This is a genomic window from Streptomyces sp. MB09-02B, from assembly GCF_033794485.1.
Lineage (GTDB): Bacteria > Actinomycetota > Actinomycetes > Streptomycetales > Streptomycetaceae > Streptomyces.
Genome location: NZ_JARGEE010000012.1, coordinates 21,974 through 48,734, shown reverse-complemented (window position 1 = coordinate 48,734; position 26,761 = coordinate 21,974). Strand labels below are relative to the sequence as shown.

At 69.3% G+C, this 26,761-nt stretch carries 23 protein-coding genes; 12 read left to right on the top strand and 11 right to left on the bottom strand.

Annotated elements, in window-relative coordinates:
• Positions 1 to 77: 77 nt before the first annotated feature.
• From P1P70_RS03795 to P1P70_RS03785, 3 genes are all read right to left on the bottom strand, one after another.
• A complete protein-coding gene (locus tag P1P70_RS03795; RefSeq protein ID WP_319234557.1) occupies positions 78 to 248 on the bottom strand; it encodes a hypothetical protein in 171 nt (56 codons plus the stop codon).
• A 550-nt stretch (positions 249 to 798) separates the two neighbouring features.
• A complete protein-coding gene (locus tag P1P70_RS03790; protein ID WP_319234555.1) occupies positions 799 to 1,827 on the bottom strand; it encodes a LacI family DNA-binding transcriptional regulator in 1,029 nt (342 codons plus the stop codon).
• Between the two features lie 272 nt (positions 1,828 to 2,099).
• Positions 2,100 to 3,920, bottom strand: a complete 1,821-nt coding sequence (locus tag P1P70_RS03785) for an RICIN domain-containing protein (protein WP_319234554.1) — start codon at positions 3,918 to 3,920, stop codon at positions 2,100 to 2,102.
• Between the two features lie 470 nt (positions 3,921 to 4,390).
• Between P1P70_RS03785 and P1P70_RS03780 the strand changes: the two genes are divergently transcribed.
• The 5 genes from P1P70_RS03780 (at position 4,391) to P1P70_RS03760 (ending at position 11,280) form a co-directional block, all read left to right on the top strand.
• Complete coding sequence (locus P1P70_RS03780; RefSeq protein ID WP_319234552.1) at positions 4,391 to 6,391, top strand: DUF4978 domain-containing protein; 2,001 nt, start codon at positions 4,391 to 4,393, stop codon at positions 6,389 to 6,391.
• A 108-nt stretch (positions 6,392 to 6,499) separates the two neighbouring features.
• On the top strand, positions 6,500 to 8,245 hold the full coding sequence (locus tag P1P70_RS03775; RefSeq protein ID WP_319234551.1) for a substrate-binding domain-containing protein: 1,746 nt from the start codon (positions 6,500 to 6,502) through the stop codon (positions 8,243 to 8,245).
• Positions 8,246 to 8,514: 269 nt separating this feature from the next.
• A complete protein-coding gene (locus P1P70_RS03770; RefSeq protein WP_319234550.1) occupies positions 8,515 to 9,642 on the top strand; it encodes a Gfo/Idh/MocA family oxidoreductase in 1,128 nt (375 codons plus the stop codon).
• On the top strand, positions 9,635 to 10,558 hold the full coding sequence (locus P1P70_RS03765) for a PmoA family protein (RefSeq protein WP_319234549.1): 924 nt from the start codon (positions 9,635 to 9,637) through the stop codon (positions 10,556 to 10,558). The genes P1P70_RS03770 and P1P70_RS03765 overlap by 8 nt, the downstream gene beginning before the upstream one ends.
• Positions 10,555 to 11,280 carry a cupin domain-containing protein gene (locus tag P1P70_RS03760; protein WP_319234547.1) on the top strand — a complete coding sequence of 242 codons (726 nt, stop codon included), beginning with the start codon at positions 10,555 to 10,557 and terminating at the stop codon, positions 11,278 to 11,280. Before P1P70_RS03765 ends, P1P70_RS03760 begins: the two co-directional genes overlap by 4 nt.
• A 229-nt stretch (positions 11,281 to 11,509) precedes the next feature.
• Here P1P70_RS03760 and P1P70_RS03755 read toward each other — a convergent pair whose 3' ends face one another.
• Together P1P70_RS03755 and P1P70_RS03750 are read right to left on the bottom strand one after the other, a co-directional pair.
• Positions 11,510 to 12,169, bottom strand: coding sequence for a response regulator transcription factor (locus P1P70_RS03755; protein ID WP_319234546.1), 660 nt, complete (start codon positions 12,167 to 12,169; stop codon positions 11,510 to 11,512).
• Positions 12,166 to 13,350: a sensor histidine kinase gene (locus P1P70_RS03750; protein ID WP_319234545.1), complete on the bottom strand. Its 1,185-nt coding sequence runs from the start codon at positions 13,348 to 13,350 to the stop codon at positions 12,166 to 12,168. Before P1P70_RS03750 ends, P1P70_RS03755 begins: the two co-directional genes overlap by 4 nt.
• Before the next feature lie 370 nt (positions 13,351 to 13,720).
• Here P1P70_RS03750 and P1P70_RS03745 point away from each other — a divergent pair, with 370 nt between their 5' ends.
• Positions 13,721 to 14,155, top strand: a complete 435-nt coding sequence (locus P1P70_RS03745) for a nuclear transport factor 2 family protein (RefSeq protein WP_319234543.1) — start codon at positions 13,721 to 13,723, stop codon at positions 14,153 to 14,155.
• Positions 14,156 to 14,541: 386 nt separating this feature from the next.
• Here the strand turns inward: P1P70_RS03745 and P1P70_RS03740 are convergent, their stop codons facing one another.
• On the bottom strand, positions 14,542 to 15,003 hold the full coding sequence (locus P1P70_RS03740; RefSeq protein WP_319234541.1) for a nuclear transport factor 2 family protein: 462 nt from the start codon (positions 15,001 to 15,003) through the stop codon (positions 14,542 to 14,544).
• Positions 15,004 to 15,090: 87 nt separating this feature from the next.
• On the opposite strand from P1P70_RS03740, the gene P1P70_RS03735 reads away from it, so the two are divergent.
• From P1P70_RS03735 to P1P70_RS03725, 3 genes are all read left to right on the top strand, one after another.
• A complete protein-coding gene (locus P1P70_RS03735; RefSeq protein WP_319234540.1) occupies positions 15,091 to 15,657 on the top strand; it encodes a TetR/AcrR family transcriptional regulator in 567 nt (188 codons plus the stop codon).
• Positions 15,658 to 16,029: 372 nt separating this feature from the next.
• Positions 16,030 to 16,260 (top strand): hypothetical protein, encoded by a 231-nt coding sequence (locus tag P1P70_RS03730; protein ID WP_319234538.1) that lies wholly within the window; start codon positions 16,030 to 16,032, stop codon positions 16,258 to 16,260.
• Between the two features lie 101 nt (positions 16,261 to 16,361).
• Positions 16,362 to 17,330, top strand: a complete 969-nt coding sequence (locus P1P70_RS03725) for a hypothetical protein (protein WP_319234536.1) — start codon at positions 16,362 to 16,364, stop codon at positions 17,328 to 17,330.
• Positions 17,331 to 17,435: 105 nt separating this feature from the next.
• Here the strand turns inward: P1P70_RS03725 and P1P70_RS03720 are convergent, their stop codons facing one another.
• Complete coding sequence (locus P1P70_RS03720; protein ID WP_319234563.1) at positions 17,436 to 18,002, bottom strand: NAD(P)-dependent oxidoreductase; 567 nt, start codon at positions 18,000 to 18,002, stop codon at positions 17,436 to 17,438.
• Between the two features lie 2 nt (positions 18,003 to 18,004).
• Positions 18,005 to 18,580 (bottom strand): MarR family winged helix-turn-helix transcriptional regulator, encoded by a 576-nt coding sequence (locus tag P1P70_RS03715; RefSeq protein WP_319234534.1) that lies wholly within the window; start codon positions 18,578 to 18,580, stop codon positions 18,005 to 18,007.
• Between the two features lie 456 nt (positions 18,581 to 19,036).
• Here P1P70_RS03715 and P1P70_RS03710 point away from each other — a divergent pair, with 456 nt between their 5' ends.
• Complete coding sequence (locus P1P70_RS03710; protein ID WP_319234532.1) at positions 19,037 to 20,797, top strand: S8 family peptidase; 1,761 nt, start codon at positions 19,037 to 19,039, stop codon at positions 20,795 to 20,797.
• A gap of 142 nt (positions 20,798 to 20,939) precedes the next feature.
• Here the strand turns inward: P1P70_RS03710 and P1P70_RS03705 are convergent, their stop codons facing one another.
• Positions 20,940 to 21,665 carry an alpha/beta hydrolase gene (locus P1P70_RS03705; RefSeq protein ID WP_319234531.1) on the bottom strand — a complete coding sequence of 242 codons (726 nt, stop codon included), beginning with the start codon at positions 21,663 to 21,665 and terminating at the stop codon, positions 20,940 to 20,942.
• Positions 21,666 to 21,859: 194 nt separating this feature from the next.
• Here P1P70_RS03705 and P1P70_RS03700 point away from each other — a divergent pair, with 194 nt between their 5' ends.
• Positions 21,860 to 23,023, top strand: coding sequence for an ATP-binding protein (locus tag P1P70_RS03700; protein WP_319234529.1), 1,164 nt, complete (start codon positions 21,860 to 21,862; stop codon positions 23,021 to 23,023).
• 138 nt (positions 23,024 to 23,161) lie between these two features.
• Here the strand turns inward: P1P70_RS03700 and P1P70_RS03695 are convergent, their stop codons facing one another.
• Both P1P70_RS03695 and P1P70_RS03690 read right to left on the bottom strand, forming a co-directional pair.
• Positions 23,162 to 24,730, bottom strand: coding sequence for a S1 RNA-binding domain-containing protein (locus P1P70_RS03695; RefSeq protein WP_413471413.1), 1,569 nt, complete (start codon positions 24,728 to 24,730; stop codon positions 23,162 to 23,164).
• Complete coding sequence (locus P1P70_RS03690) at positions 24,681 to 25,283, bottom strand: recombinase family protein (RefSeq protein WP_319234527.1); 603 nt, start codon at positions 25,281 to 25,283, stop codon at positions 24,681 to 24,683. Before P1P70_RS03690 ends, P1P70_RS03695 begins: the two co-directional genes overlap by 50 nt.
• Positions 25,284 to 26,108: 825 nt before the next feature.
• Here P1P70_RS03690 and P1P70_RS03685 point away from each other — a divergent pair.
• Positions 26,109 to 26,759: a (2Fe-2S)-binding protein gene (locus tag P1P70_RS03685; protein WP_319234526.1), complete on the top strand. Its 651-nt coding sequence runs from the start codon at positions 26,109 to 26,111 to the stop codon at positions 26,757 to 26,759.
• Positions 26,760 to 26,761: the final 2 nt, after the last annotated feature.

The window sequence follows — 26,761 nt, the reverse complement described above, 5'->3', positions numbered from 1 at the left end:
GAGGAGGGGGGCTCGCGGCAGGGTGGTCGCCTGGCCCCAGCTGCCACTGCGCCTCGCCGGCCGCGACGGTTGTGTCGTTACTTCATTCCCGTGGTGGCGATTCCCTTGAACCGGATGACGGTCTTGCCGCCGTCGCTCCCTGAGGAGCCTCCGGCGCAGCCCGCGGACAGGACGAGCGCGAAGACCGAACAGGTCAGCCCGACCGCACGGAGTCGAGAGCGTCTGCTCGGACGGGACGAGTGGTTCATGGTGGGGCTCCTCTGCTGCCATCACTGGGCGATGCGCACAGAAGGGGGAAACGTCGTCTCAGGAAGCCGGCGTGGGCCGCCGGCCGTCTCGCCGCGTGGCTGCCGACTCACTGCTCAGCTGCTTTGCGGGCCGCGAAAGTTACCTGCGATCCAGATGTCTGCAGCCAGCCCGGTTCGTCGGGATCCCGGGTGGACTGCAGTGGCTCTGACCGGGGTTGTTGTGAACGTCCGCGGGGATCCTCGGGCTGTTGTGCCGAGCTGATCCGCGGGTTGACCGCGAGCATCGCGCCTAGTTGAGGCTGTGTGCGTCAGTAATAGTGAACGTTCACGTGGTGAGCGTAGTAACCCGCCACATCTCGGTCAAGAGTTCTCTACGTAACACTTGGGTACTTGGTGGGACCGCACCGGTACCGGACCGGCGGGGAGGCAGAACGGACCGTGCGGGAACATGCCGGGGCGGCGCGTTCCGCCCGGTGCGCACGGAACGATCGGCCGCCTGTGCCCGCCTGAACGCCCTTTGCAGGACAGCCGGTTGGTGGTGCCGACGGGGCTACAGGGTGTGGTTCGTCCTGGCCGGTCCGGACGACTCGCGCAGCACGAGGCGGCAGTCGAGGTCCAGACGCAGCTCCGGGTCGGTGTCCTCGCGGATGCGGGCGAGCAGGGCCTGCATGGCCCGTCGGCCCATGGCCTCGCGGTCCAGGTCCACGGTGGAGATGGACGGGTTGAAGTACTCGGTGAACTCCTGGTTGTCCCAGCCGAAGACGCTGACGTCCTCCGGGACCCGCCACCCGCGGTCCTGGAAGCCGCGTATGACGCCCATGGCGACGTCGTCGTTGGCCGCGAGAACCGCGGTGACACCGGAGTCCGCGGACAGGCCCTGGGCCGCGTCGTATCCGGACCGTACGGACCAGTCGCCGTCGACGACGGCGTAGTTCTCCAGGCCCCGCTCGGCGACCGTCCGCAGATAGACCTCGCGTCGCTTGCGCGCCGACATCCAGTCCGTGCTGCCGGCGACGTGGACGAACCGCCGATGGCCCAGGGAGACGAGGTGATCGATGATCATGGCAGCCGGTTCGCCGTCAGCCGTGATTCCGTGGGACCTCATCTGGTCGTCGTACTCGCCTATGACCACGGTCGGGGTATGGTCCAGCCCCAGTCGCTCCAGGTCGCCGATGGGGGTGAAGGTCAGCACTCCTTCGGCCTGACCGGAGTCGAGCAGGGAGCGGACGCGGTCGCCCCTGACCCGTTCGTCGCCCTCGAGGCCGACGATGTCCAGCAGGTAGCCGGCCGCCTGTGCCTCCGCGGACGCACCGCGCAGGATCTGCGAGGGCACGAAGGTCGTCATGGCCGGCAGGACCACGGTGACACGGTTGGACTTCCGGGTGCGCATCGACCGCGCCACCAGGTTGGGCCGGTAGTCGAGGTCGGCCACGGCCCGCTCGATGCGGGCGACCGTCTGCGGCTTCATGCCTCCGTTGCCCCGCAGAAAGCGCGAGACGGTCTGATGCGACACCCCCGCGTGTGCCGCGACGTCGAGGATGGTGGGGCGTTTCCTGGCGGGCGGCGTCGGCCGTTTCACGTCCCGCTCCGATCTCTTCGGTCCCGTGTCCGCGTCCACCGTGCCGCCCCCCGCCGCATCCCCACGCCCCGCACGCCCATCGGTACTCTACTGAGTACGTCATGGCAGGCCGGGCCTTTTCCTCTTGCCGTCTCGCCGGAGCCGAGCGCATCGGTCCGTCGATCCCCGTTGTCCCGCTGATCGTCCGGCCCGGCCGGCCGCACGGTTGCTGTCCGGGCCGTGCGGCCGGCCGGGCCGGGTCCGCCGTCGTCGGGCGGTGCGCGTTCCTCATGTCAGACCTGCACGGTCCAGTGCTGGTTGGTGTGCGACTCCTGGTTCCAGCAGGTGTACTGCAGCAGCCGGGCCCCGTCGGTCGTGAAGGCCCGGTCCACGTCGAGGCACTTGCCGGAATGACGGGCGATGATCTCGACGTAGCCGGTGCCGGTGCCGGTGTCGCTCAGCCGCCACTGCTGGCTGGTGCGGCCGTCGCAGGTCTGCTGGACGATCGCCGCCGTGTTCGCCGTCGAGGAGCCGGCCACGTCGAGGCACAGTCCCGAGTGCCGGGAGAGGATCTGGTAGTAGCCCCCGCCGACTTCGTGCAACTGCCACCTCTGTTCGTCACCGGTCGAGCAGCCGGACTGCTCGATCGCGGCCCCGGCAGCGGTCGAGGAGCCGACCGCCTCGGCGCACTTGCCCGAGTGCCGCGCCTCGATCGTCGTCGTGTCGGCGAGCCGGGACAGCCGCGACGTGAGAACGGGGACGTAGAAGTCGGTGATCCCGGCGATGTTCGGGTGCGTGCCGCTGCCGCCGCTGCCCGGGTAGCCGCTCACGAGTCCGTCGAAGGTGTACGCCACCCGCTGGGCGTCGACGCGCGTGTCGAGCGTGGTGTCCCCGAACACGTCGGCCACCGCGACGCCCCACTTCTGGGCGGCCTGCAACTGCACCTGGCGCAGGGCGAGCTGGGTGTCCCAGTCGCGCGAGCCCATCTTGTGGGCGGCCACGTAGACCAGCTGGGCGGTCGGCCATTTCTGCCGCATCGTGTGGATGGTGGTCTCGAGCGCCCCGGCGTAGGTGCCCGGGTCGAGGGTGGCGGGGTCCTGGGAACCGCTGACGGTGCCGACCCCGTAGGTGTGCAGGTCGTGGATCTCGATCGCGTCGTTGGTGCCGCCGTCGAAGACGACGAAGTCCGGCGCGACGGAGCTCGCCGACTTCACCTGGTTCAGGATCTGTCCGCCGCTGGCGGTGGGCGCCGGTCCCACGGTGGCGCCGTTGCGGGCGTACTTCGTCAGCGTCATGCCCTCGCGTTCGGCGACGAAGTTCACGAAGCTGCGCGCGTACTGGTGCCCGTAGACGATGCTGTCACCGAAGGCGTAGACGGACGAGCCGGCGAGAGACCCGTAGGCGGGGTTCGCGGGGCGGGTGAGGCGGAAGTTGTCGATCGACTGCACACCGGTGCCGTAGTAGTTGCAGGCGACGAGCTTCGCCAGGTTCTGCCCCGTGATGCTCTTCGTGGTGGAGACCAGCACCTTCGGCGCGGCCTCCTTGCTGGTGACCGTGTACTGGATCTCGCCGAGGGCGAAGTCCATGTGCAGGTCGACCGTGTACGTCTTGGCCCGGTCGAAGTTGATCTTGGTCCAGGTCGGGTTGAGCGAGTCCGGGGCGGCGGCGGAGTCCGAGTCGGGTCCGGTCGCGGCGTGGCGGAACTCCGCCCCGGTCGCGGCCATGCCGAAGACCAGGCGTCCGGCGCTGTCGCGCAGTTCCAGACCGGTCTTCATCCCGGTGCTGGAGATGGCCGTCTTCCAGTCGAACCGCAGGTCGAGCGTCTTCTCCTGGGTGATCGAGGACGCGAACGGGCGCACGGACGTCGTGTAGTTGCCCATGCCCTTCGTGACCTCCAGTACGCCGTTGCCGATGGCGGCCCCGACCGGGAAACCGAAGTTCGCGGGGGTCGTCTGGGCGTCGAACGTCTCGTTGATCAATGTCGCGTCCGGGGTTTCGGCTGCCGACGCGGCCGGGGGTACGAGTAGGGCCGAGACGACAAGGAAGCCGGCGGTGACGAGACAGCCGGCCCATCTTCGGGGCCGACGAGCCGTTCTGCGCATGACCGTATACACGTGATCTCCCTTGCTCTCTGGTGATACCGACCGGTGCCCGGCGGGGAGGAGGAGGGCCCCGGCTGCGGCTCGGCCCAGGGGGCCGTACGGAAAGCCGCGAAGTACCGGGAAGGATGAGGTGTCCGACAACAGCAGGGGAAACGTAGTGATCGTTCATCTTGGCGGTCAAGATGTCTGCAGGTGATCGTTCACTACGCGAGGACGTGCACGGGTGCGCCTCGGCTGACGCGCTCTGGGCTGCGGACCGACTCTTCCCGTCCACACCATTGACACGCAAGCGTTACAGCCAGTCTTATGTGCGCCATCGTTGGTTTCAGCCGAACCTCTGATAGTCAGGGCCCCGCCATCGCCTGTCGGCTCGATCGCGCCGCGCCCGACACCCCTGCCTCGAAGGTTCCTGACGGGCACCTTCGACCCTCAATCGTGATCGTTCACTATCTGGCAAGTCCGCCTGACACGGAGGTAGCGCAATGAAGTCGAACACCGGCCCCTGGTCGCGCCGCAGATTCCTCGCCACGAGCGGGGCGGCGGCCCTCGGGAGCATGGCGCTGAACCTCGTCGGGGGGCTCCCGCGGGCCGCCGCGGCCGGCGGTGTGGTGTCCTACGTCGACACATCGAGGTCCACGTACGACAAGATCGCCCTCATGGTCGACGGGAAGCCCTTCTACCACAGCGGCGTCCAGTTCCGGTACGAGAAGCACAAGTACACGTACGGCTGGACGGACGCCCAGCTGAAGCCGGTGCTCGGGATGATCCGGGACGACGGGTTCACCGTGGTGAACATCCCGATCTGGTGGTCGCAGATCGAGACCTCGAAGGACACCTTCGACTGGACCGACCTCGACAAGTACCTGGCCTGGTGCGAGGAGTACGGCCTGAAGCTGGAACTGCTGTGGTTCAGCCACGAATCGACCGGTGCCTCCATCGCGGCCCGGATGCCGGCCTACGTGATGAACGACTACCAGTTCGTGGTGAGGTCCGACGGCACCAGGCTGACCCTGAACGGCAACCCCCTCCTGGACAAGACCGATCCGAACCTGCTCGCCAGGGAGAAGTTCGTGCTCGGCCGGCTCATGAGCCGCCTCGCCTCCGTCGACACCGCGCACACCGTGGTCGGCATCCAGGTCCTGAACGAACCGAACGTGTCGAAGCAGCAGGGCGGCCAGTCGATCGCCCGGAGCTTCAGCACCTACAGCACCGACCTGTGGAACAGCGGCGGATACACCGACACGACGAAGTTCCGCAAGGACGTGCTGCTGAACTACCTGACCCAGCTGGGACAGGTGATCAAGCAGTCGGACTACTCGGTGTACACCCGGACCAACATCGCCGGCATCGGGGACACGGTGCCGGTCGCAGAGAACGAGGTCCTCAGGAGCCAGGGAACGGCGACCATCGACTTCTTCGGAAAGGACCCGTACACCAAGAGTTTCGACACGCTCTACAACTACGGGCAGGACGGCACGTGGGCCCAGGGGAAGAACTTCCCCATGGTCATGGAGAACTTCGGAGGATCCTCGACGGCGGACATCGAGAAGTTCAACGCCATCGCCGGCAACGCCGCCCACAATCTGTACGCCGCGCTGGACCCGGACTCCAGCACCGGCATCAGCGACCACGGCCTGTACAACTGGAGGCCCGACACCAAGGTCGTCACCCGCAAGACCCCCTCCCACAAGGTCGCCCGGCTCAACCGCGCGCTGAAGAAGATCCACCGGGACCTCGCCAGCAGGACTCCGGTGGAACGCGGGGGAACCACCCTGCAGACCTTCAACCGGAACGCGACCACGAGCGCCACGACCACCAAGCCCCTGGGCGGCGTCGACATCACCTTCACGACGTCCATCGGTGCGCAGGCATTCGGCGTCCGGCGCGGTCCGGCCGAGTTCGCCTTCACCACCACGACCGAGGCCACGTTCACGTTGCCGGGAACCATCGGCGTCGTACGGTCCGTCGAGGTGGGCCACTACGACGCGAACGACACCTGGGTGAAGTCGGGCACGAAGGCGTACAGCACCGTGTCCGGGAACACCGAGATCACGCTGGCGACCGAGGAGTGCGTACGGGTCGCGTACCTCGTCAGCGGCGCGCGGTACAAGCTGAGGAACACCTCCTCGGGCAAGTACCTCGACACCGACGCGGACGGCGCGGTCATCGTCGCGTCCGGGACCGTCTACGACGACCAGGACTGGATCGTCGCCAAGGACTCGTCCGGTGCCTGGACCATCAGGAACGTGCGAACAGGGCGTCTGTATCTGGAGGCCGTCGCCACCGACAACAACGTCATCTACAACACCGGCACCGTCGCGGACGCCTCGCTCTGGAACCTGGAAGGGGTCGCGGCAGGCGGGCTCCGTGTCAGGAACACCCACACGGGGAGGGCCTACCTCTACGGGAACTCCGCGAATGAGGCGAAGTGGAACACCGGAACGCAGGACGCGAACACGGTCTGGGAGTTCCAGCCCAGGTAGCCGCCCCGTGGCCGTCCCCTCTCCCTCGCCCGTCCCCTCTCCCGCGCCGACCGGAAGCAGTACGCCGGGGGAGGGGACGGCGCAGGGTCCCCGTGTAATGATTGCTGCATGACTCAGGCCGAGGTGTTGCGGGCTCTGGATGCCAGGGCCGCCGGTCAGTGGGGTCTGGTGACCACCGCGCAGGCGAAGCTGGACGGTGTGCAGGGCGTCCAGCTCCTGCGGCTGGAGCGGTCCGGGGCACTGGAGAGCGTCGGCCACGGCGTGTACCGCCTGGCCGCCTCCCCCTCGCCGGAGCACCTGAAGATCAAGGTCGCGTGGCTGCGGCTGGACCCGGGGATCCCCGTGCGGGACCGCCGTACCGACGGCCCCCGGTCGGGCGTCGTCTCCCACACCTCCGCGTGCGCGGTGCACGGCCTCGGCGGCCTGCCCGGCGACCCCGTGGAGCTGACGGTCTCGTCACGCCGTACCACGCGTGACGAGACCGTCGTGCTGCACCGCGCGGCCACGGACGCCGAGGATGTCACCGTCGTCGACGGGCTGCCCGTCACCACCGTGCCGCGTACCGTCGTCGACCTGCTGGCCATCGGTGCCGACGCGGCCCGTACGGGCGTGTTCGTCGCCGAGGCCGCCGCCCGCGGCCTGGTGCGCGTCGACGACCTCGCGCCCCGGGTCGTGGGCTTCGCCGACGCCTACGGGCTGCCCGCAGGGGTGTCCGGCGCGGAGCTGCTGGACTTCCTGTGCGAGCGGGCGGGGCGTCCAGTGCGGGCGCGGAAGGCCGGTCGGCCCGCTCTGAAGCCCGGTGGGGCCGCCGTGCGGGACGCCGGTCCGGGGGCGTCCTCCGGCCCGGAGAGGAAACGGCCGACCATCTGGGAGGTCGCCAAGCGGGCCGGCGTGTCGCACCAGACCGTGTCCCGGTTCCTGAAGAACGACAGCGGCATGAAGCCGGCGACGCGAGAGAGGATCGAGCGTGCCGTCGCGGAGCTGGACTACCGGCCCAACCTCATGGCGCGGTCGATGCGCACGCAGCAGTCCCACCGGATCACCGTCGTGCTGCCCGAGTTGAGCGGCTTCGTTCCGATCCCCCTGTTGAGGGGCGCCTCGGCGGCGGCGCACGAGGCCGGGTACATGACCGACGTCGTCGGGCTGGAGGGCGGCGAGTCTCGGCGCGCCCGCAGCGTGCTGTCCCTGCTGGAGACCCGGCAGGCGGACGGGGTGCTGTCACTGGTGTCGTTGGGAGACCTCGGGGACCTCGCCGGCGGCAGGGGCGCCGGGCAGTGGCCCGTGGTGGTGCTGGGCGAGTACGACGACAAGCTCCAGTCCCGGGGACGGCTGGCCGACGGACGACCCGCGGAGGAGATCCTGCGTCACCTCGCGGACCAGGGACACCGCCGGTTCCTCCACGTCGCCGGCTCGCAGGACTGGGCCTCGGCACGCAACCGGCGCGCGGTCTACGTGGAGGCCGTGGAGCGACTGGGCCTGGAGTCCTACGGCGTCGTCGACGGCGACTGGTCCGTGCGCTCCGGCTACGAGGCCGCCCGGGACCTGCCCGCCCACTCCGGCGTGACGGCCGTGCTGGCCGCCAACGACTACGTCGCCCTGGGGGTACTCCGCGGCTTCCAGGACCGCGGAATGCGGGTGCCCGAGGAGATGAGCGTCTTCGGCTGGGACGACGAGGAGTTCACCCGGTACTTCTCGCCGAGCATCTCGACGGTGCACATCAACAAGGAAGAGGTCGGCCGGCAGGCGATGCTGTCGCTGCTCGCTCTCCTGCGCGGTGAGCCCGAGCCGAAGTCCGAGGTGACGGATCTCTTCCACCTCGTGCCGCGCGGGTCGAGCGGCCCGGCCCCCCGCTGATGCCCTCGGGCGCCCCACCAGGACTTCACGCAAAAAGTGAACGATCACTGCGTAACTCTTGACCGTCCGGGTGATCGTTCACTACGTTCATGCTGCCGCCCGGTTCACATCGGCGCGAGCCGAGTTCGTCCGACAGGGCCGTTCTTCTCGACCGCACGTCAGGTGCGCACGTCCCGGGTCGAGCAGGTCGCCCCGACCTTCTTCGTCAGCGGTCAAGCCACCCCCGGTGCCGCGCCCAGGCACCGCCCGAGCTTCCCCGAAAGAGCCCCATGACTGACTACAGCCAGCCCGTGAGGGTGGCGATCGTCGGCGCCGGAAACATCGCCGACGGCTGCCACATGCCCGCCGTCCAGGCCCAGAGCGGCGAGGCGACCGTCATCGCCGTCGTCGACGTCGACCTGCGGCGTGCCGAGGCCTTCGCCGCCCGCTGGGGCATTCCCGCCGCCTACGACGACCTCGGCGGGATGCTCCAGGAGCAGCACCCGGACCTGGTCGTCGTCTGCACGCCCCCGATCGCCCACGGCAAGGCCATCACCGCCTGTCTGGACGCCGGCGCGTCGGTGTGGTGCGAGAAGCCTCCCACCCTCTCGGTGGCCGAGTACGACGCCGTCGCCGCCCACGAGCGCGAGGGCGGCCCGTACGTCTCCTACGTCTTCCAGCACCGGTTCGGATCCGCCGCCCGAGCCCTGCGGGAGCACATCCGCAGCGGCAGCCTCGGCGCTCCGCTGATCGGCGTCTGCCACACGCTGTGGTACCGGGACGACGCCTACTTCGAGGTCCCCTGGCGCGGCAAGTGGGAGACCGAGGGCGGCGGACCCACCATGGGCCACGGCATCCACCAGATGGACCTCATGCTGTCCCTGATGGGGGACTGGACCGAAGTCCGCGCCGCCATGGGCACGCTGGCCCGCGACGTGGAGACCGAGGACGTCTCCATGGCGATGGTCCGCTTCGCCGGCGGGGCCATGGTCTCCGTCATCAACAGCCTCCTGTCTCCCCGTGAGACCAGCTACCTGCGCTTCGACCTCCCCGAGGCCACCGTCGAGCTGTCCCACCTCTACGGCTACGACAACTCCGACTGGACGTGGACCCCCGCGCCCCACCGGGTCGGCGCCACGGCGGTGGAGCTGGGAGCACCGCTCGACGACGAACCCAGTTCGCACGCCGCGCAGTTGCGCGCGCTGCTGCGGTCGCTGCGCGCCGGAGAACGCCCGGAGGCCAGTGGCGACGACGGCCGCCGTGTCCTGGCCTTCATCGCGGCGCTGTACGAGTCGGCGAGGACCGGGCGCCCCGTCACTCCAGACATGATCACCCCGGCCGACCCGCACTACCACTCCATGAGCGGCCGCCCCGGCGCCGCCCAGGACAACGCCGTCAAGGAGAAGACCGGTGTCTGAGACCCCCTTGCACCTCGAGCACGACGCCGCCGGAACCCAGTTCGTGGTCTCGGCCGCGGGCTCGGACCTCGCCACGTACGTCTATCGGCCGGACGCCCCGATCGAAGAATCCCCCAAGCCCTATGTCCACCCCCTGAAAACTCTCTCCGGTGCGCCCGTGGGCGTGTACCGGCCCTGGGACCACCGCTGGCACAAGGGCCTGCAGATGACCTGGTCGCACCTGTCCGGGGAGAACTTCTGGGGTGGGCCCACCTTCGAGCAGGGCGCGCCCGGCCATGGCTACGTCTGGCGTGAGAACCACGGCCGACAGGTGCACCGCGCCTTCGACCGGCAGGACGTCGGCGCGGGCGAGGTGACGGTCGTCCAGGGCCTGGACTGGATCGCCTCCAGCGACGAGGCCTGGATCGACGAGACCCGTACCCTCCGCTTCCACAGCGCCGACACCGACGACGGGGTCTGGGCGCTGGACTTCACCACCGACCTGACCAACGTCCACCGCGAACCCCTGGAGATGGGCAGTCCCACCACCCACGGCCGTGCCAATGCCGGTTACACGGGACTGTTCTGGCGCGGGCCCCGGGCCTGGACCGGCGCGGACGTCATCGCCGACGGGGGCCATGACGGCGACGCCGTCATGGGCACCCGGGGCGCCTGGGCCGCCATCGCCGGCGAGCACGACGAGATCGACGGAGGCGCCACCGTCCTCGCCTACGCCGGCACCACCAGCGCCTCCACCCCGCTGACCTGGTTCGCCCGCAGCAGTGCCTTCGCCTGCCTCAACCCGTCACCCGCCTTCCACACCGAGATCAAGCTGGAGCCCGGTGAGACCCTCTCCCTGAGGCATCGGTTCGTGTTCATCGACCGCGTGGTGGGGCGCAGTGAACTGGAGCCGATCGTGCGGGAGTTCGCGCTGTGACCCCCCTCCCCGGCCTCCCGGGAGCCGTGGGGCTCAGCCAGCTCGAGGTGTATCCCTGGCCCACGGCGGACGACGAACACGGCGGCTCGCCCCACATGCACCTCGCCTGCGCGGAGTGCTACGTCGTCGTCAGCGGCCACGGCCGGCTGGAGACCCTCGACCACGAAGGCCCCGCGACGACCGAACTGAACCCCGGCGACACGGTCTGGTTCACCCCCGGCACGATCCACCGTGCCATCAACGACGAAGACCTGCGCGTGATCGTCGTCATGCAGAACAGCGGCCTCCCGGAGGCGGGCGACGCGGTCATGACCTTCCCACCCGAGCACCTCTCACCCACCACCTATCCGGAGGCGGCCTCGCTCCTCGGCGCCGACGGCGCTCCCAGCCCTGAACGCGCGCGGGCGCGCAGGGATCTGGCGGTCGAAGGGTTCACCGAACTGAAGCGGCAGTGGGGGAGAGGGAACCGCTCGGCGTACGAGGACTTCTGCGCGGCGGCGGTGCGGCTCGTCCAACCCCGCCTGGACACCTGGGAGAAGACGGTCAACGAGGGCGCACTGGCCGCCGCGCACACGGCACTACGGCAGATCAGCGCCCTGCGGCGGGCCGACTTCACCCACCTGTTCGACGCGGAGGTGTCGCGTATCGCCCGACCTCCCCAACAGACCCTGGGTATGTGCGGTTTCCTGCGCCCCTGCGTGCCGACCGGCACACAGAACTGACGCATGCGGCGCCACACCGCGCGCCCCCTCGCACCTTTCCAGATCCACCACGCACCGTACGAGGGCTTCGTAGGTGACGTTGCCTCCCTTGCGGCACCCGTCCACGGCCAGTTGGCGGGCCTGCGCGTGCGGAACGATATCGGCGTGGACACCGTCGGCCGTCCACGCCGGAGTGCCGGTGCTTGCGCCAAGCGGGCAGCTCTTGCCGGCCCTCGGTGTGCCGCCGGTCCTATCGTTTCCGGACCGTGCCGGACTCCCAGGCCCAGGCGGCGATCTCGACCCGGTTACGGGCGTCGATCTTCTGCTGGATGCTGGCCAGGTGCGACTTGACGGTGGACAGGGACACCACCAGCTGGGCGCAGATCTCCTGGTTGGTGCGGCCCACCGCGACGAGTCGGGCGACGTCGAGTTCGCGGTCGGTGAGCGGGCTGTCGGCGTCCGGGGCGGGCTGTGTGGCGGACAGTTGCTTCAGCAGCCGGACGGTGACGGCGGGGGAGACCAGTGCGTCGCCGCGGGCGGCGGCGCGTACCGCTTCGATGAGCAGGCTGGGCGGGGCGTCCTTGAGGAGGAAGCCGCAGGCCCCGTTGCGCAGGGCGGTGTGGACGTAGTCGTCCTGGTCGAAGGTGGTGATCACGACGACCCGCATGGGGTGGTGGACTCCGGGGCCTGCCAGGGCGCGGGTGACGTCCAGCCCGTCCAGTTTCGGCATCCGGATGTCGACCAGGCACACGTCCGGCCGCAGCCGGCGGGCGAGTTCCACGCAGGCGGCGCCGTCGGCGGCCTCGCCGACCACCTCGATGCCGGGCTGGGCGCCCAGGATCAGCCGGAAGCCCATACGGACCAGTTCCTGGTCGTCCGCGATCAGTACGCGGATCGCCGTGTCGTTCACGCCAGTGATCCTGCCACGTTGGCCAGCACGGGGAAGTCCGCGGTCACCCGCCAGCCGCCGTCGTCGGTGGGGACGGCGGTCAGCGCGCCCTCCACCGCCTCGACGCGTTCACGCAGGCCGACCAGCCCGAAACCGCCGCGCCCGCCCACCGGGCCTGGGTGGCGGACGTCGGGTGCGGTGTTGTGCACCTCGACCCGCAGCCGGTGCCCGTCCACGTCGACCCGTACGGCCACCACGGCGCCGGGCGCGTGCCGGCGCACATTGGTCAGCGCTTCCTGCACCACACGGTGCACGGACGTCTCCACCTCGGGGGCGAGACGTACTTCGAGGGCCGGGGCGGCGATGTGCAGTCGGGTGTCCGCTTCGTTGCCGGAGAAGGCGGAGACCAGCCGGCCGAGTTCTGCCCACAACTGACCGGGCCGGATGCCGTGGTGGTCGTCCTCGCGCAGGACCCGCACCAGACGGCGCATGGAGTCCAGTGTTTCCGATCCGGAGCGGCTGATGTTCTCCAGCAGCGGTCCGACCTGTTCCGGTGCGGTGTGCTGGAGGGTCAGGGCGGCGTTGGCCTGGACGATGATGCCGGTGACGTGGTGGGCGACGAAGTCGTGCAGGTCGTGGGCGAGTTCGAGGCGCTGACGCTGGCGCACGGCGGCGATGTCACGGGCCCGCTGCTCCTCCAGCAGTCGCGTGCGCAGGCCCCAGGCGAGAGCCAGGCCGACGCCGAGCGCCATCAGCAGGAACCAGCCGACGGCCTCCTGGCTGTGCGTCGTCGCCCAGCGCAGCGGGGTCACGATGGCCGCCACAGCCAGTGCGGCCGCCACAACCGCAGCGGTCCTCGGGCGCGGCACCCTCCACACGGCACGGGACAGCAGTACCAGGAGGATGACACCCTCCAGGAGGCCCCAGGTGCCGGCGCCGTCCGGGCCCGCGAACACGCCGATCCCGACCGTGAGGGCCAGGGAGCCGCCGGCGACGAGGGCGGCACGTACCTGCACGCTCGGCCGACGGCCGGACCACAGCAGCGCCGCGCAGGCAAGCGGGCCGGAGATGATCGGCAGCCAGATCGTCCAGCGATAGTGGGGCGCCCGGCCGGCGAACACGTCCAGCAGCCACAGCAGGCCGAGGAGGATCCAGCCGGCGACGATCGGCATCCGGCGGAGCAGTGGAGTCTCGGAGTTCACGCCCCGCAGGATACGGAAGCGGCGATTCTCAGCGGACTCGGCCGAATGGCCGATGCCCAGTCGTCACAGTCGGCCGTCCGGCCGAGACAGCCGACCCCGCTCCCCGAAAGTGGACGGCACGAGCGCGCTGAACACCGCTGCGCCGGGCTGGCCGCCCGATGACAACCTCCTCCGCCGTCTTTTCGCTGGCCTCCCCCCGTCAGTAGTAGGAACGGCGTGCGTATGCGCGAGCGAGGGCTGGGTGACCTTCGTGATCTCGCGGAGGCTGTGTCCGTGCCGGAGTCGTCCTGATCACAACCGACGGGTGACCCCGCCGGCACGAAGGACCGGAGCGTTTCCGGTGCGACCACGAAGTGACGGAGACACAGTGATGACCCACGCAGACACGACAATGACCCGGACGACGCAGCCGACCGGGACCACCGACACGACCGAGACGGTGATCGACCGCTACCTCAGGCTCTTCGACCGTTCGGCCCACGATCCCGCGGCGGTCGAGGAGATCCTGGCGCTCTTCGCGCCGGCCGCCACCGTGCGACTCTTCGAGGGCGGGGAGCCGGTGGTCGGTGTCCCCGAACTCAGGGAGCTCTACGGGGCCTTCGCCCAGGGCATGGTGGACAGCAAGCACGTCTGGACCACCACGGTGCTCGACGACGGCAGGCTCGAACTCCGCTGGCTCCACGCCTCCCGCAGGGTCGACGACCGCCTGGTGGCCCTCAGCGGCATCGAGTACGCCACCCTCGACGCCGACGGACTGATCACGAACCTGGACAATCGCATGGTCACCCCGGACAACCAGTACTGACCGGCCCGCGCGGAACAGGTCCGCCCGTCCGGTACGCGGTGGAGCGTGCGTGTCCGACAGACAGCGACGCCCCCGGCGCACTTCGGAGGCGGTGAACGGCCCTCCCGTCCGACAGACAGTGGACGGGAGGGCCGTTCGCGCGATGAGCAGGGTCGGCGCGGCGGCCGTCAGGGCGGTCGCCGTGCGCGACGACTCGACCTTGTTTCCGCCGTCCACCTGGCAGGACCGCCCTGCCGCTCTTGCCCGCGGCGCTGTCGGAGGCCTGCCGCAGCAGAACCGTGGCTCTGGCCGAGTCGGTGTCCTGCGGGATGGTGGGTCGCGGGGATGTCGCCGTCACCGGGCGGCGGCCCTCGAGCCGCACCACGGGGCCCGGCCCCCGGAGTGCGCTACTGGAGGGGGATGTCGATGCCGTGCTCGTCCACGGGGCGGGGACCGTGGATACGCCTGTCGGCTTCGGTGATGGCGATGTCATTGATGCTCGCCTCGCGGCGCCGCATGAGGCCGCGCTCGTCGAACTCCCACTGTTCGTTGCCGTAACTGCGCCACCACTGGCCGTCCCTGTCGTGCCACTCGTACTGGAAGCGGACGGCGATCCGGTTCTCGTGGAAGGCCCAGAGGCTTTTGCGTAGCGCGTAGTCCCGTTCGACCTCCCACTTCCGCGTCAGGAAGGCGACGATCTCCTCGCGGCCGCTGACGAACGTGTCCCGGTTCCGCCACGTCGAGTCGGCCGTGTAGGCCAGTGCCACCCGCATGGGGTCACGGGTGTTCCACGCGTCCTCGGCGGCCTGGACCTTCCGCAGGGCGGTCTCCCGGGTGAACGGGGGGTGGGGCGGGCGATCTTCCGGCACTGCTTCCTCCCAGAGTTTGAGAACGTGCGTTCTCCAGTGGTGGTGACTAAGGTAGGGAACGATCGTTCTCAACGTCAAGGAGTCCTGATGCCGGCCCCGATCACCGAGGAACAGAGCCGCCTCGACCGCGAGGCGCTGCTCGACGCGGCGGAGCGGCTCTTCTATGAGCGCGGCATCCAAGCGGTCGGAATGGACGAGGTGCGTGCGGCATCGGGGCTCCCGCTCAAGCGGATCTACCGGTTCTTCGCGGCGAAGGAGGACCTCGTCGTGGCGATGCTGCAACGTCGCGACCGGCGGTGGAGGGGAGACCTGGCCGCGCATGTGGAGCAGGTGTCGGATCCCCGCGAGCGCGTACTCGCGGTGTTCGACTGGCTCGCCGAGTGGTTCGCGCGGCCCGGCTTCCGTGGATGTGCCTGGGTCAACGCCCATGGGGAACTCGGTTCGTCCTCCGAAGCGGTACTGGCTGAAGTCCGTTCGCACAAGCGGGCGTTCCATGACCAGATCGCCATGTGGGTCCGCGCGACCGGGGTGCCGGTGGTCGAGCCGGTCTTCCTCCTCGCCGAAGGAGCCATCGTGACGGCCGGAATCAGTGGCGAGTCGGCCCCGGCTGGTCAGGCTCGCGCGGCCGTCGCGACATTGCTCGGAGCGCCTTGATCTCCGTCGCTGGAGGTGGCTGGAGGTGGCTGGAGGTGCTGGAGGCCGTGGAGGTGGTGCGGGCCGGGTGTCGCGAAGAACGGGGTGGAGAGTGGTGAGGGGTTGGTGAAGGTGCTCGACTTTTCGGTTCTCCGCATTCTCGTCCAACTGGCCATGGCTCGCCCAGGCGTTGACTGAATGTCGATCCACCCGCCAATCTTCGATCGGGTCTCGTTGAACCTTCTAAGACCCGCATGGTCTAATGCAGTTCGCGCATTGAGTCATTGAATCGGCGTGGCGTGGTGCGACTTCTAGTTTCCGCACCTTTCCGCGTTTCTCGATTCACCTCTCATGGACGCCATCACTTCCACCCCCCCACCGAAAGGTTCCCCCGTGAGGATCCCTGTGCCGGCCATTCCTGCCGCAGCCGCGAGCGCTGCGGCCATCGCGCTGTTGAGCACGCCCGCCGCCGCTTTCGCCGCCGATCAGGAAAAGGTGACGGAACGACCCGCCTCCTACGCGGCTTCCGACACCGCCTTCCGTGAAGCCCTGACCGAGGGCACCCTCGTCGGCACGATGGACTACTGCGAGCCCGGCGCCAACATCCCGGGCCGCTGCAGCTGACCCTGCCCCCTGATGCCCCTGAAGCCCGCCGGACCGATCGCCACGGTCGGCCCGGCGGGCTGCCCAACCCCGTTGAGCGGAAAGGACGGTGACGTTACGGAATGAGCGCGTCGCACGCCCTCGTGGTGTCGCTGCGGAAGTCGGGAACGCATCTGCTCAAGGAAGTGATGACCCGACTCGGCTACGCCCTCCACGGGGAGGTGTCGGCCACCGCCGACAGTCAGCCGAGGCTGAAGGGCGAGGCGCTGTGGGGGGTGCTGACGACGGTCCTCGACGAGGAGGAACTGCGTCGACTCACCACCAGCGAGGACCGGGCCGCGATCGATGCCGCCATCGCGGAGGCGGTCACCGCGTTCTACGGTGCCTGGCGAATGCGGCTCGGCATTCCCTGGCGGGGCCCGGAGGGCGAGGCCCCACCCCGGGAACTCGTCGCCAGGGTGCTGACGCGGACACCGAGCCGCTTCGCGGACACTCCCCGTGGGGTGTGCTGGTTTCTGCACCAGCTGGACCCGCACCGCGTCGACGAGGGTTTCTTGAACGAATGGCTGGACAGCGGCAACCCGCGTATCGTCTTCAACTACCGCGATCCGCGTGACGTATTGCTGTCCATGGTCAACTTCCTCTCCGGTGAAACCGGCCGCGGAATCGGTTACTTCACCGACCATCGTGTCTACAGCGGCATTCTGCGGAGCGCCGGCAGTTTCGAGGAACGCCTGACCATCGCCCTCACCGACCCCTCGTTCCCCGGTGCCGACGCATTCGAGCGTGGATTGTGGCTGTTGCGCCACCCCGCCGTCTGCAAGGTGTCGTTCGAGGAACTCGTCGGTCCGCGCGGCGGCGGCTCCCGGGAAATCCAGTCAGCGGCGGTCCTCCGGATCGCTGACTTCCTCGGCGCGGAAGGCGACGCCGACGGCGACCCCGCAGGGCTCGTCGACGAACTCTTCAACGACCGGGCGTATTCGTTCCATCGGGGACGGATCGGTGCCTGGCGCGAGCACTTCACGCCGGAGCACGAGAAGCTTTTCGAGGAGCGGTACGGAACTGTCCTGGACGCGTACGGCTACCGATAGCCGCGCGATGCGACCTCGGCTCCGAGTTCACCGCCCCGCCATGCGCTGATGGGGCCGTGTCCAGTGCTGTCAGGCCGGGGAGGTTGATGTGTCTGACCCGGCCGTTCAGTGAGCGACGGTGATGCGGCGGCGGACGGCCCGGCCGGTCTCCAGCTCGTCGATGAGGGCGACGGCGTAGTCCTCGGCGCTGATGAAGCTGCGGCCGCCTTGGTCGAAAAGGAGCTCGTCGCTGCCGAGTTGGAACCTGCCGGTACGTTCACCGGGGGCGATCTCGTCGGCCGGGGAGATGTACGTCCAGTCCAGGTCGGCCCCTTCGGCCCGCAGCAGCCGCAGGACCTCTCGCTGGGCGAGGGACTCCGTCTTGTAGATCGCGGGGAAGTCGGTTGTGTCGACGCGGTCCGCGCCGGAGGCGGTCTTCAGGCTTCCCGCGCCGCCCACGACCACGAGACGCGGCACGCCCGCCGTGCGCAGCGCTGCGGTCAGGCAGCGGTAGATCGTCAGCAGTGGGGCGGCGGGGTCGGTGGCGTCCAGGGCGATGGTGCTCATTGCGGGGTTGTGGGGCAGGGCGTCGGTGCGTCCCGAGCGGGTCGCGGCGGTGACCTGGTGATCGCGGCGCAGTGCTTCGGCGGCTATGCGGGAGCCGATCACGCCGGTGGCGCCGATGAGGAGCATCTTCACGGGGTGTTGCTCCTAGCGCTGGGGTCGGTTTCGTCCGCTTGTCCGGGCGCAGCGAGGGCAGAAGGGGGGAGAGGCTGCGGCTGGGTCGGCCGCCGCACCGTGCCGCGGGAGGAGTGGGTGAGCAGTTTGGTCACCAGCTCCCGCAGGATCAGCCGCTCGACGCGGGTGAGGGGATCGAGGAGGTCCCCGGTGAGCTGCGGGATGTGGGCGCGGAGGGCGCGTGCCAGCAGGTCGCGGCCGTGCGCGGTCGGTTGGAGCAGGACGGCCCGTCCGTCGCTGGGGTGGGGCTGCCGCGCCAGCAGTCCGGCCGCCTCCATGCGCGCGATCAAGCGGGTGAGCCCGCCGGACGTGAAGGAGAGATCCTCCGCCAGGCGGGCGCTGGTCGTCTCGTTCCCCGGGTGGCGGGCCAGCCGCAGCAACACCTCGAACTCGGAACCGCTGAGCCCTGATGCCTCACGGATGATCCGCTCGGCCCGCCCGCCGATCGCGTCCGTCAGTCGCAGCACGTCGCCGTACAGGGTGACCGCTTCGTCGTCCACCAGGCCGCGGATGGCCTCGTCTCCCACACTCATAAACCTGACACTACAGCAATAATTGAGCGTTTGTGATGCTGGATGACGCTAAAATACGGGAAAAACAGGCATAACGACTCACAGGAAACCTTCCCATGCAACTAATTACGAATCGCCCTTCGGCGGGGCTGCATGTATGGAGGGGTTCGGGCGGATTGTGGGACACCCCCGCCAGGCGTCCACGGACGGCGCCAGGCCGGCGGCGCACGCCAGGGCGTTGTCGACGTCGCCGAGCTCCCGGTGGATCCCGCCCCTCGATGCCCGGCGTACGTCGCTTTTCAGCCATGCCCCCATAACGTCCCTGCACGGAAAGGTACTTACGTACAGGGGCACGCGCCTGACATCTTGCATCCACCACTCGTTTCGTACGGCCCGGCCGGTGCCATAAGCACGTCCGGGCCGTCTCCGGAGGACGCATTGATACCCCACATATCCAGCCGACCTAGACGCACGCTGGTGCTGGCGGCCACGCTCGGCGCCGCTCTCGTGTTCGGCGCGCCGGGCGCCCTCGCGGGCACGCTCCCCGTCGCCCCCGCCACCGCGCCGGCCGCCAAGGACCACGCTCCGGCCGCCGTGCCCGCTTCCCAGAGTGCGAACTGGGTGGCCGGCACGCGTGCCTACCTCGTGATCACCGCCCCCGGTGACAGTTCGGGGGTCCGCTCCGCGGTCGAGGCCAACGGCGGCACCGTCTTCTCGCACTTCGACTCCATCGGCGTCATCGTCGCCCACTCGGCGTCCAGCGGATTCGCCGCCACCATGCGCGGTGTCGCCGGTGTGCAGCAGGTCGGCGCCACGCGCACCTCGGACGTCCCGGCCGACGCGTACAACCCGGCGCTCCCGCCCAATCCGTCCCAGGCCTCGACCCCGGCCGGAGAGCCGGTCCGGGCCGACATGAGCCAGATCAAGGCCGACCAGGCCTGGGCCGTGAACCCGGGCTCCGCCTCGGTCAAGGTCGGCATCCTGGACACCGGTGTGGACGACCGGCACCAGGACCTGGCGCCCAACTTCAACGCGGCCGACTCGGTCTCCTGCGCCTACGGCAAGCCCGACACCCGTGCCGGTGCCTGGCGGGACGTCGACACGCACGGCACCCACGTAGCGGGCACCGTCGCCGCGGCCAAGAACGGCAGGGGCGCCGTCGGTGTGGCCCCCGGGGTGACGATCGCCGCGGTCCGGGTAGCCGAGCCGGGCACCGCCTTCTTCTTCGCCGAGAACACCATCTGCGGCTTCGTCTGGGCCGGTGACCACGGCTTCAAGGTCACCAACAACAGCTATTACACGGATCCGTGGCAGTTCAACTGCCCGGACAACATCGACCAGGCCGCCATCATCGAGGGCGTCAAGCGCGCCCAGGAGTACGCCGAGAGCAAGGGCTCCCTCCAGGTCGCCGCCGCGGGCAACGAGAACTACGACCTCGCCCACAAGACGACCGACTCCGCGAGCCCGAACGACTCGACGCCGGTCACCCGCACCATCACCAACGCCTGCCTCGACATCCCGACCGAGCTGCCGGGCGTGGTCACGGTCGCGGCCAACGGCACGGGCGTCACCAAGGCCTCGTTCTCCAACTACGGGCAGGGCGTCATCGACGTCGCGGCACCGGGCAGCAACGTGTACTCCACCGTCCCCGGCGGCGGCTACGGCAGCAAGAGCGGCACCTCGATGGCCTCCCCGCACGTGGCCGGCGTGGCGGCGCTCATCGCCAGCGCCAACCCGGGCATCACCCCGGCGCAGATCCGCGCCAAGCTGGCCACCCAGGCCAACGACATCGCCTGCCCCTCGGACAGCCGCTGCACGGGCACGACCGCCAACAACGCGTTCTTCGGCGAGGGACAGGTCGACGCCCTCAAGGCCGTCGGGGCCACCCCGCCGCCCGGCAAGTACTTCGAGAACCTCGCGGACGTCGCCATCAACGACAACGCGACCGTGGAGAGCCCGATCGCCGTCACCGGCGTGACCGGCAACGCCCCGGCCACCCTCAAGGTGGGAGTGGACATCAAGCACACCTACATTGGTGACCTGAAGGTCGACCTGGTGGCGCCGGACGGCACGGTCTACACACTGCACAACCGCGCCGGCGGCAGCGCCGACAACGTCGCCCAGACCTACACCGTGAACGCCTCCTCGGAGGTCGCGAACGGCACCTGGAAGCTGCGCGCCAACGACAACGCCGCCTCCGACACAGGCAAGATCGACGCCTGGAACCTGACCTTCTAGTGTCCTGCTCCAGCAGCGGACAGTTGCTTGACGTGTGACTTCCGCTGCTGGTGTGTGCGGGACCGGAAGTACCGCCGATCGTCGCGGTCGGGGACTCCAGACAGGCTGGCGGGGGTACCGGCCTGTCGTGGAGCACTTCCGGTCAGGCGAGGTTCTTGGTGAAGAACTCGTCGAGCTTGCCGAAGGGGATGATGTCCTTGCGGTCGTACAGGTCGACGTGGTCCGCGCCGGGGGCGACCAGGAGGTCGATGGTGTCGGGCGCCATCTTCTGGACGTCCTCGGAGTAGTAGCGGGAGTGCGCCTCGGATCCGGTCACCAGAAGAGCCTTGCGGGGCGCGAGCATGTCGATGTTCGTCATCTGCTGGAAGGCGAAGAACGACATCGGCGTGGTCCCGGTCCACGCGGTGGTGGAGTTGATCGAGCGCGGGTGGTAGCCGCGCCTGGTGCGGTAGTAGTTGAAGAACATCGTCGTGATCGGGTCGGCGTCCGCCGGGAGGGTCTCGGGCAGACCGCGGTTGGAGGGGGCGACGTTGCCGTTCTCGTCGAAGGGGACCTCTGCGGAGAGCCGCGCGTAGGTGCCCCTCTCGGCGTCGATCCAGCGCTGCCGGCTGAGGTGGTCGATGACCTTCTGGCGCTGCTCACGCGTGTAGTAGTCCTGGTAGCCGCGGGACATGGCGCGCGACATGTCGTACATCGCGGCCGTGGCGACCGCCTTGATGCGACTGTCGGCGGCCGCCGCGGTGAGCGCCGTGCCGCTCAGGCCGCATATGCCCTGCGCACCGATCCGCTTGCGGTCGACGATCTTCTGCAGGCCGAGGAAGTCGACGGCGGCGCTCCAGTCCTCGGTGTTGATGTCGGGCGAGCCCACGTCGCGCACCGTGCCGCCGCTTTCGCCGGTGGCAGCGACCGCACTCCCGTGCTGATTCGCGGCCCCTGGGCCGACCGCCTCCGGACAGTCGCTCACACACCCGCCTGCGGCATTGGAGAAACGGCTCTGACCTGGTGTTTCCTGGGATTCGCCTAGCCTGGGGAGTTCTGCTGGACACCATCGGAGGGGACATCGTGAGCGAGGAAACCACCAAGTACGACGCCAGCAACATCCAGGTACTGGAAGGGTGGGAAGCCGTTCGCAAGCGGCCCGGAATGTATGTCGGCTCGACAAGTGAACGCGGCCTGCGCCACATGGTGTTCGAGGTCGCGGACCGGGCGGTGAACGAGGTTCTGGACGGCCGTGCCGCCTCCGTCGACGTCACTCTCACGCCCGACGGCGGCGTATGTGTCGTCGACGACGGGCCGGGCATTCCCATCGACGAGACGGAGGGCGCCGACGATCCCGGGCTCGAAGCCCTGCTCACCCAGATGCAGGCCGGGGCGGGAGCCGGAGGCCGCCACGACGTGACCCTCGGTTTCTGCGGGGTGGGGCCCGCTGTCGTCAATGCCTTGTCGCAACGGATGACGGCCGAGGTGCGGCGCGAGGGAGTCCGATGGGTCCAGGAGTACGCGCGCGGCGTGGCCGCCACCCCGCTCACCGAGGCGGGGACGGCCACCGGAAGCGGGACCACCATCGCCTTCTGGCCCGACGCCGACATCTTCGGAGCCGCGGAGTTCTCGTTCGACGGGCTGGAAGAGCGATTCAGGGAACTGGCTTTCCTGAACCAGGGCCTGGAAATCTCCCTGACCGACCTGCGCCGGTCGGATGAGTCCCGTTCGGTGCAGCTCCGGTTCCCGGGCGGGGCGCGGGACTTCGTTGCCTTCCTCGACGGCCACGAGGCGGCGTCCGCCCCCATGGACATCATTGCCTTCGAGCACGAGGACCCTCGGATGGCGGGGATGATGGAGGTGGCCTTCCGCTGGCGCAGCTGCCCTGAGGAGCGGGTCCGGAGCTTCGCCAACAGCCGGCCCACCGTCGACGGCACGCACACGGTGGGCTTCCGCGACGGGACGGCGGCCGCGGTCACGGCGTACGCGCGGGAGCAGGGGCTTCTGACAGCTACGGACCCCGACTTTGGCGCCGATCAGATCGGCGAGGGCCTGACGGCGGTCGTGTCGGTGAAACTGGACCGTCCAGAGTTCGAGGGCTCCACGCGGGCAGTGCTGGGCAACGCCGAAGTACGCGACTGCGTCAGGCAGGCCGTCCAGGACCGCCTCGGCAGATGGCTGAGGGAAGACCAGGCGCGGGCTGCAGTCGTCATCGACTGGATCTTCCAGGGCGCCCGGCGGGACTGACCGACAACGAACGCCCTGCCGGTCCAGGGAAATGGGACCGCCAGGGCGTCTGTCGGATTCCGAAGTCGTCTGCGCTGATGTCTGCAGTCCTCTTCCTCTGTACGCCCGCTGTGGGGCTGTATCGCGTCGAGTTCCTCGTCAGGCGTGACGGTGCCTCTCCGGGGCGACGGCGAGTGCCTGCTTGTGTGACAGTGCGATCCGGCGCCGGGTGGGGTCGACTTCGAGGATCTTGACGGTGAGTGCTTCGCCGACCTGAACGACGTCTTCGGGCCTTTCCACGTGCTCGTCGGCCAGTTCGGTGTTGTGGACCAGTCCCTCGAAACCGTACTCGGAGTCCTCGATACGAACGAAGGCGCCGAACGGTACGAGGTTCGTGACGGGGCCGGTGACGATCTGACCGACCTGCCGCGCCAGATCCAGCATCGGATCCGGCTGCAGTGCCTTCAGCGACAGCGGCACACGCTCCCGCACCATGTCGACGTCGAGGACTTCGGCGGTGACCTCCTGGCCGACGTTGACGACGTCGGACGGGTGGTTGATGTGCCGCCAGGACAGCTCCGGAAGGTTGATCATCGCGGTGAAGCCGCCGATGTCCACGAAGGTGACGCCGAAGCTTGCGATGGCGGTCACCATGCCGGTGACGACCTGTCCGCGTCGCAGGGTCTTCAGAAAGGCCCAGTCACGGTCGCTCGGCGTCGGCTCGGTCTGCCAGCGTGCTCGCAGGACGCCGTCGCTGTCCGGCAGTACAGCGGTGAACAGGGGGAGATCTTCACCGGCATACATGGATACGACGCCGGCGGCACGCGCGCCGGCGAGATGGGAGGTCACTGCCTCGAACTGGGTCTCGTCCACGACCGTGCTCGTGATCTGTCCGTCCTTGTCCTCCCAGACGACCTCCACCATGCCTTCGTCGGGCAGAGCCGCCACGGCCTTGTCGACGTCGATGAGCAGGTCCGGCCAGACCGCCAACTGGGAGCGTGGGGCCAACTGGGAGCGCACGGTCTCGATGGAGTCGGGGGTCAGGCGGTGCCACCGGGAGGCGTTCGCAGCGTAGGTCTCCTCAAGGTATGTGGCGCGGTGGGCGCTGACGCTCCAGCGCAGGCGACCCCAGAAGTCGGCGTCGGCCGGGCGCTGCTCGTGCTGTGGGTCGTCGGGGGCGAAGTCGTACGGAGATGCGTTCAGTCGTTCGGGGAACAGGCCGAGCGCACGGGTGCATGTCAGCGCTTCTTCGCAGGGCCGACTGCTGCCGAGGTACAGATACTGGTCCCAGCCGACGTGCACCGTGAACGCTCCCTCCGCCTCCAGGCGGCACCAGGCGCCGTTGTCGCGGAGCATGGCCCGGACGAGTTCCAGGCCGACACCGATCGGCACCAGCGCTCCGTCGTGAAACCCGGCAGGGCCGGCGGGGAAGAGGCCGGCCAGTCCGTAGCCATCGACCGGTGGCTTCAAACCGAAGTGGGCGAAGCCGCCGAGCTGCGGCTCGCGGATCGCCAGCTGGTCGACTCCGGTGTCCTCGGCGAAGGCGGCGACGGCCTGTAGGTAGGCGGCTTCGACCGGTCCGTGGTCGCTGGTGGCGGGCTCAGTGCCGGCGTAGTGGCCGTCCTGGTCGCGGTCGGCGGGGTCGTACTTGGTGACCCGGTAGACGTAGGGCATCACGTCACTGCCCGCCCGGGGTCGACGGCGCTGGTGCGTTCTGATGGCGCTCAAGGACGCGGTAGACGGTGGCGCGGCTGACGGAATAAAACTCGGCGAGGTCGGCGATGGTGTGCTCGCCGGACTGGTGCCGCTGGACCAAGTGGCTCTGCCGGCGGGCGGTGAGCTTGGGCTGCTTCCCCCTGAGCTTGCCCTTGGCCCGCGCCACCGCCATGCCTGCACGGGTGCGCATGTGCAGGAGGTCGACCTCGAACTCGGCGAAGGTGGGCAGGACGTTGAAGAACGTCTTGCCCATCGCGTCGGCCGGGTCGTAGAGGGTGCCGCCGAGCGAGAGCTTGGCTCCGCGGGCAATGAGCGAGTCGCCGATATCGCGGGCGTCGGGTACCGAGCGTGCGAGGCGGTCCAGCTTGGGGACAACCAGGGCGTCGCCGGCGCGCACGGCCGCAAGGGCCTGCGCCAGGCCGGGCCGGTCGCGATCGGTCCCGGTCAGTCCGTGGTCCGGGTGGATCCGGTCTTCCGGGACGTCCAGACCGAGCAGGATCTCGCGCTGAGCGGCGCGGTCCTGCTTGTCCAGACTGCATCTCGCGTAGCCGACGCTTTCACTCATGCCCGGAGCGTACGCTGTACCGCTGTGCCAAGGCCGGGACTGGTGGGGCCCCATTCGCCGCCCCGGACCTCTGCTTTCTGCCCCTCGGCGGCTGCTCGGCCCGGTGATCGTCGACAGCCGGACGGCACGCGCCTCTCAGGATTCGGCGACGGCACGCGAACCGTACGGCCACCGTGCCGGCCTGAAGACCTCCTTCGGCGGGCCGACCGCTCTGCCTGCTACTGCCAGACGTACCAACGCCAGTGGTACATCCCGGCGTCGTCCCAAAACCGTCTGCGCGTTGTATCGCGCCGCGCGCAGCACAGTGGATGCCGTACCGCACCGATGGCCCGGTGAGGCGGCTGCCGACCGTGTTCCACCCCCTGTCGCCGGGCTCCTCCCGGGCCGGCGGGCGGCCCCGTCCGCCGCGGCGCGAACCGTCTCCCAAGGCGTCGCCCCCCAACCGGCACCGCCGGGGCCGCGGCAGACCCTGACACAGCCCGGTGGGACTGCTCACACCAGCCAGTTGCCCGTGCCCCCCACCAAGGAGTTCCCCCTTGCCTCGTCGCTTCCTCTTCGTCCTCGGCGGCCACCGCAGCAACGGGAACACAGAGTTGCCCGCGCGCGGCGCCGCCTCGCAACTGCCCGTCGACGTCGAGCAGGAGTGGTTCTCGCCCGCCGGGCATCCGCTTCCCGGGCCAGGACGATCTGCGGCACGGCGTGGGGCGTACCTCGCGACCGGAGGAGGGCATCACGCAGCCGGAGTCCGACACGGGATCCGCCGTGTGACCGCCCGCGGCACCACTGGTCACCGTCACCCGTCTTTCGCCGACCGAGAGAGTGGACATGTCCGTCGAACAGCCTGAGTCAACAGCTCCACCCGAGGGGTCCGTCGAGGAATCGTCGTCCGACCCCTCGCGGCGTGCCTTCATCGCGAGCACCGCGGTTGTGGGCGGTGCGGTCGTGACGAGCGGTCTGGCAGTAGGACCGTCCGTGTTCGGCGCCGAGGCCGCGGCCGCCGCCGAGGCGGCGCCCACCAGCCGCGTCTCCCTGTCCGTCAACGGCAGGCGCCACACCGTCACGGTCGACAACCGGACCTCGCTGCTGGATCTGCTGCGCGAACACCTCGACCTGACCGGCTCGAAGAAAGGCTGCAACGCCGGGGCCTGCGGAGCGTGCACGGTCCTGGTCGACGGCCGCCGGGTCAACTCCTGCCTCACCCTCGCCGTCCGGCTGGACGGCGCCGAGATCACCACCGTCGAGGGCCTGGCGAAGGGGGAGCGGCTGCACCCGCTGCAGCAGGCGTTCATCGACCAGGACGCCTTCCAGTGCGGCTTCTGCACCCCGGGACAGATCATGTCCGGCGTCGGCTGCGTCCAGGAGGGTCACACGGGCTCACCGGAGGAGATCCGGGAGTTCAGGAGCGGCAACATCTGCCGCTGCGGCTGCTACGTGAAGATCGTGCGGGCGGTCGAGCAGGCCGCGCACGGGAAATGAGG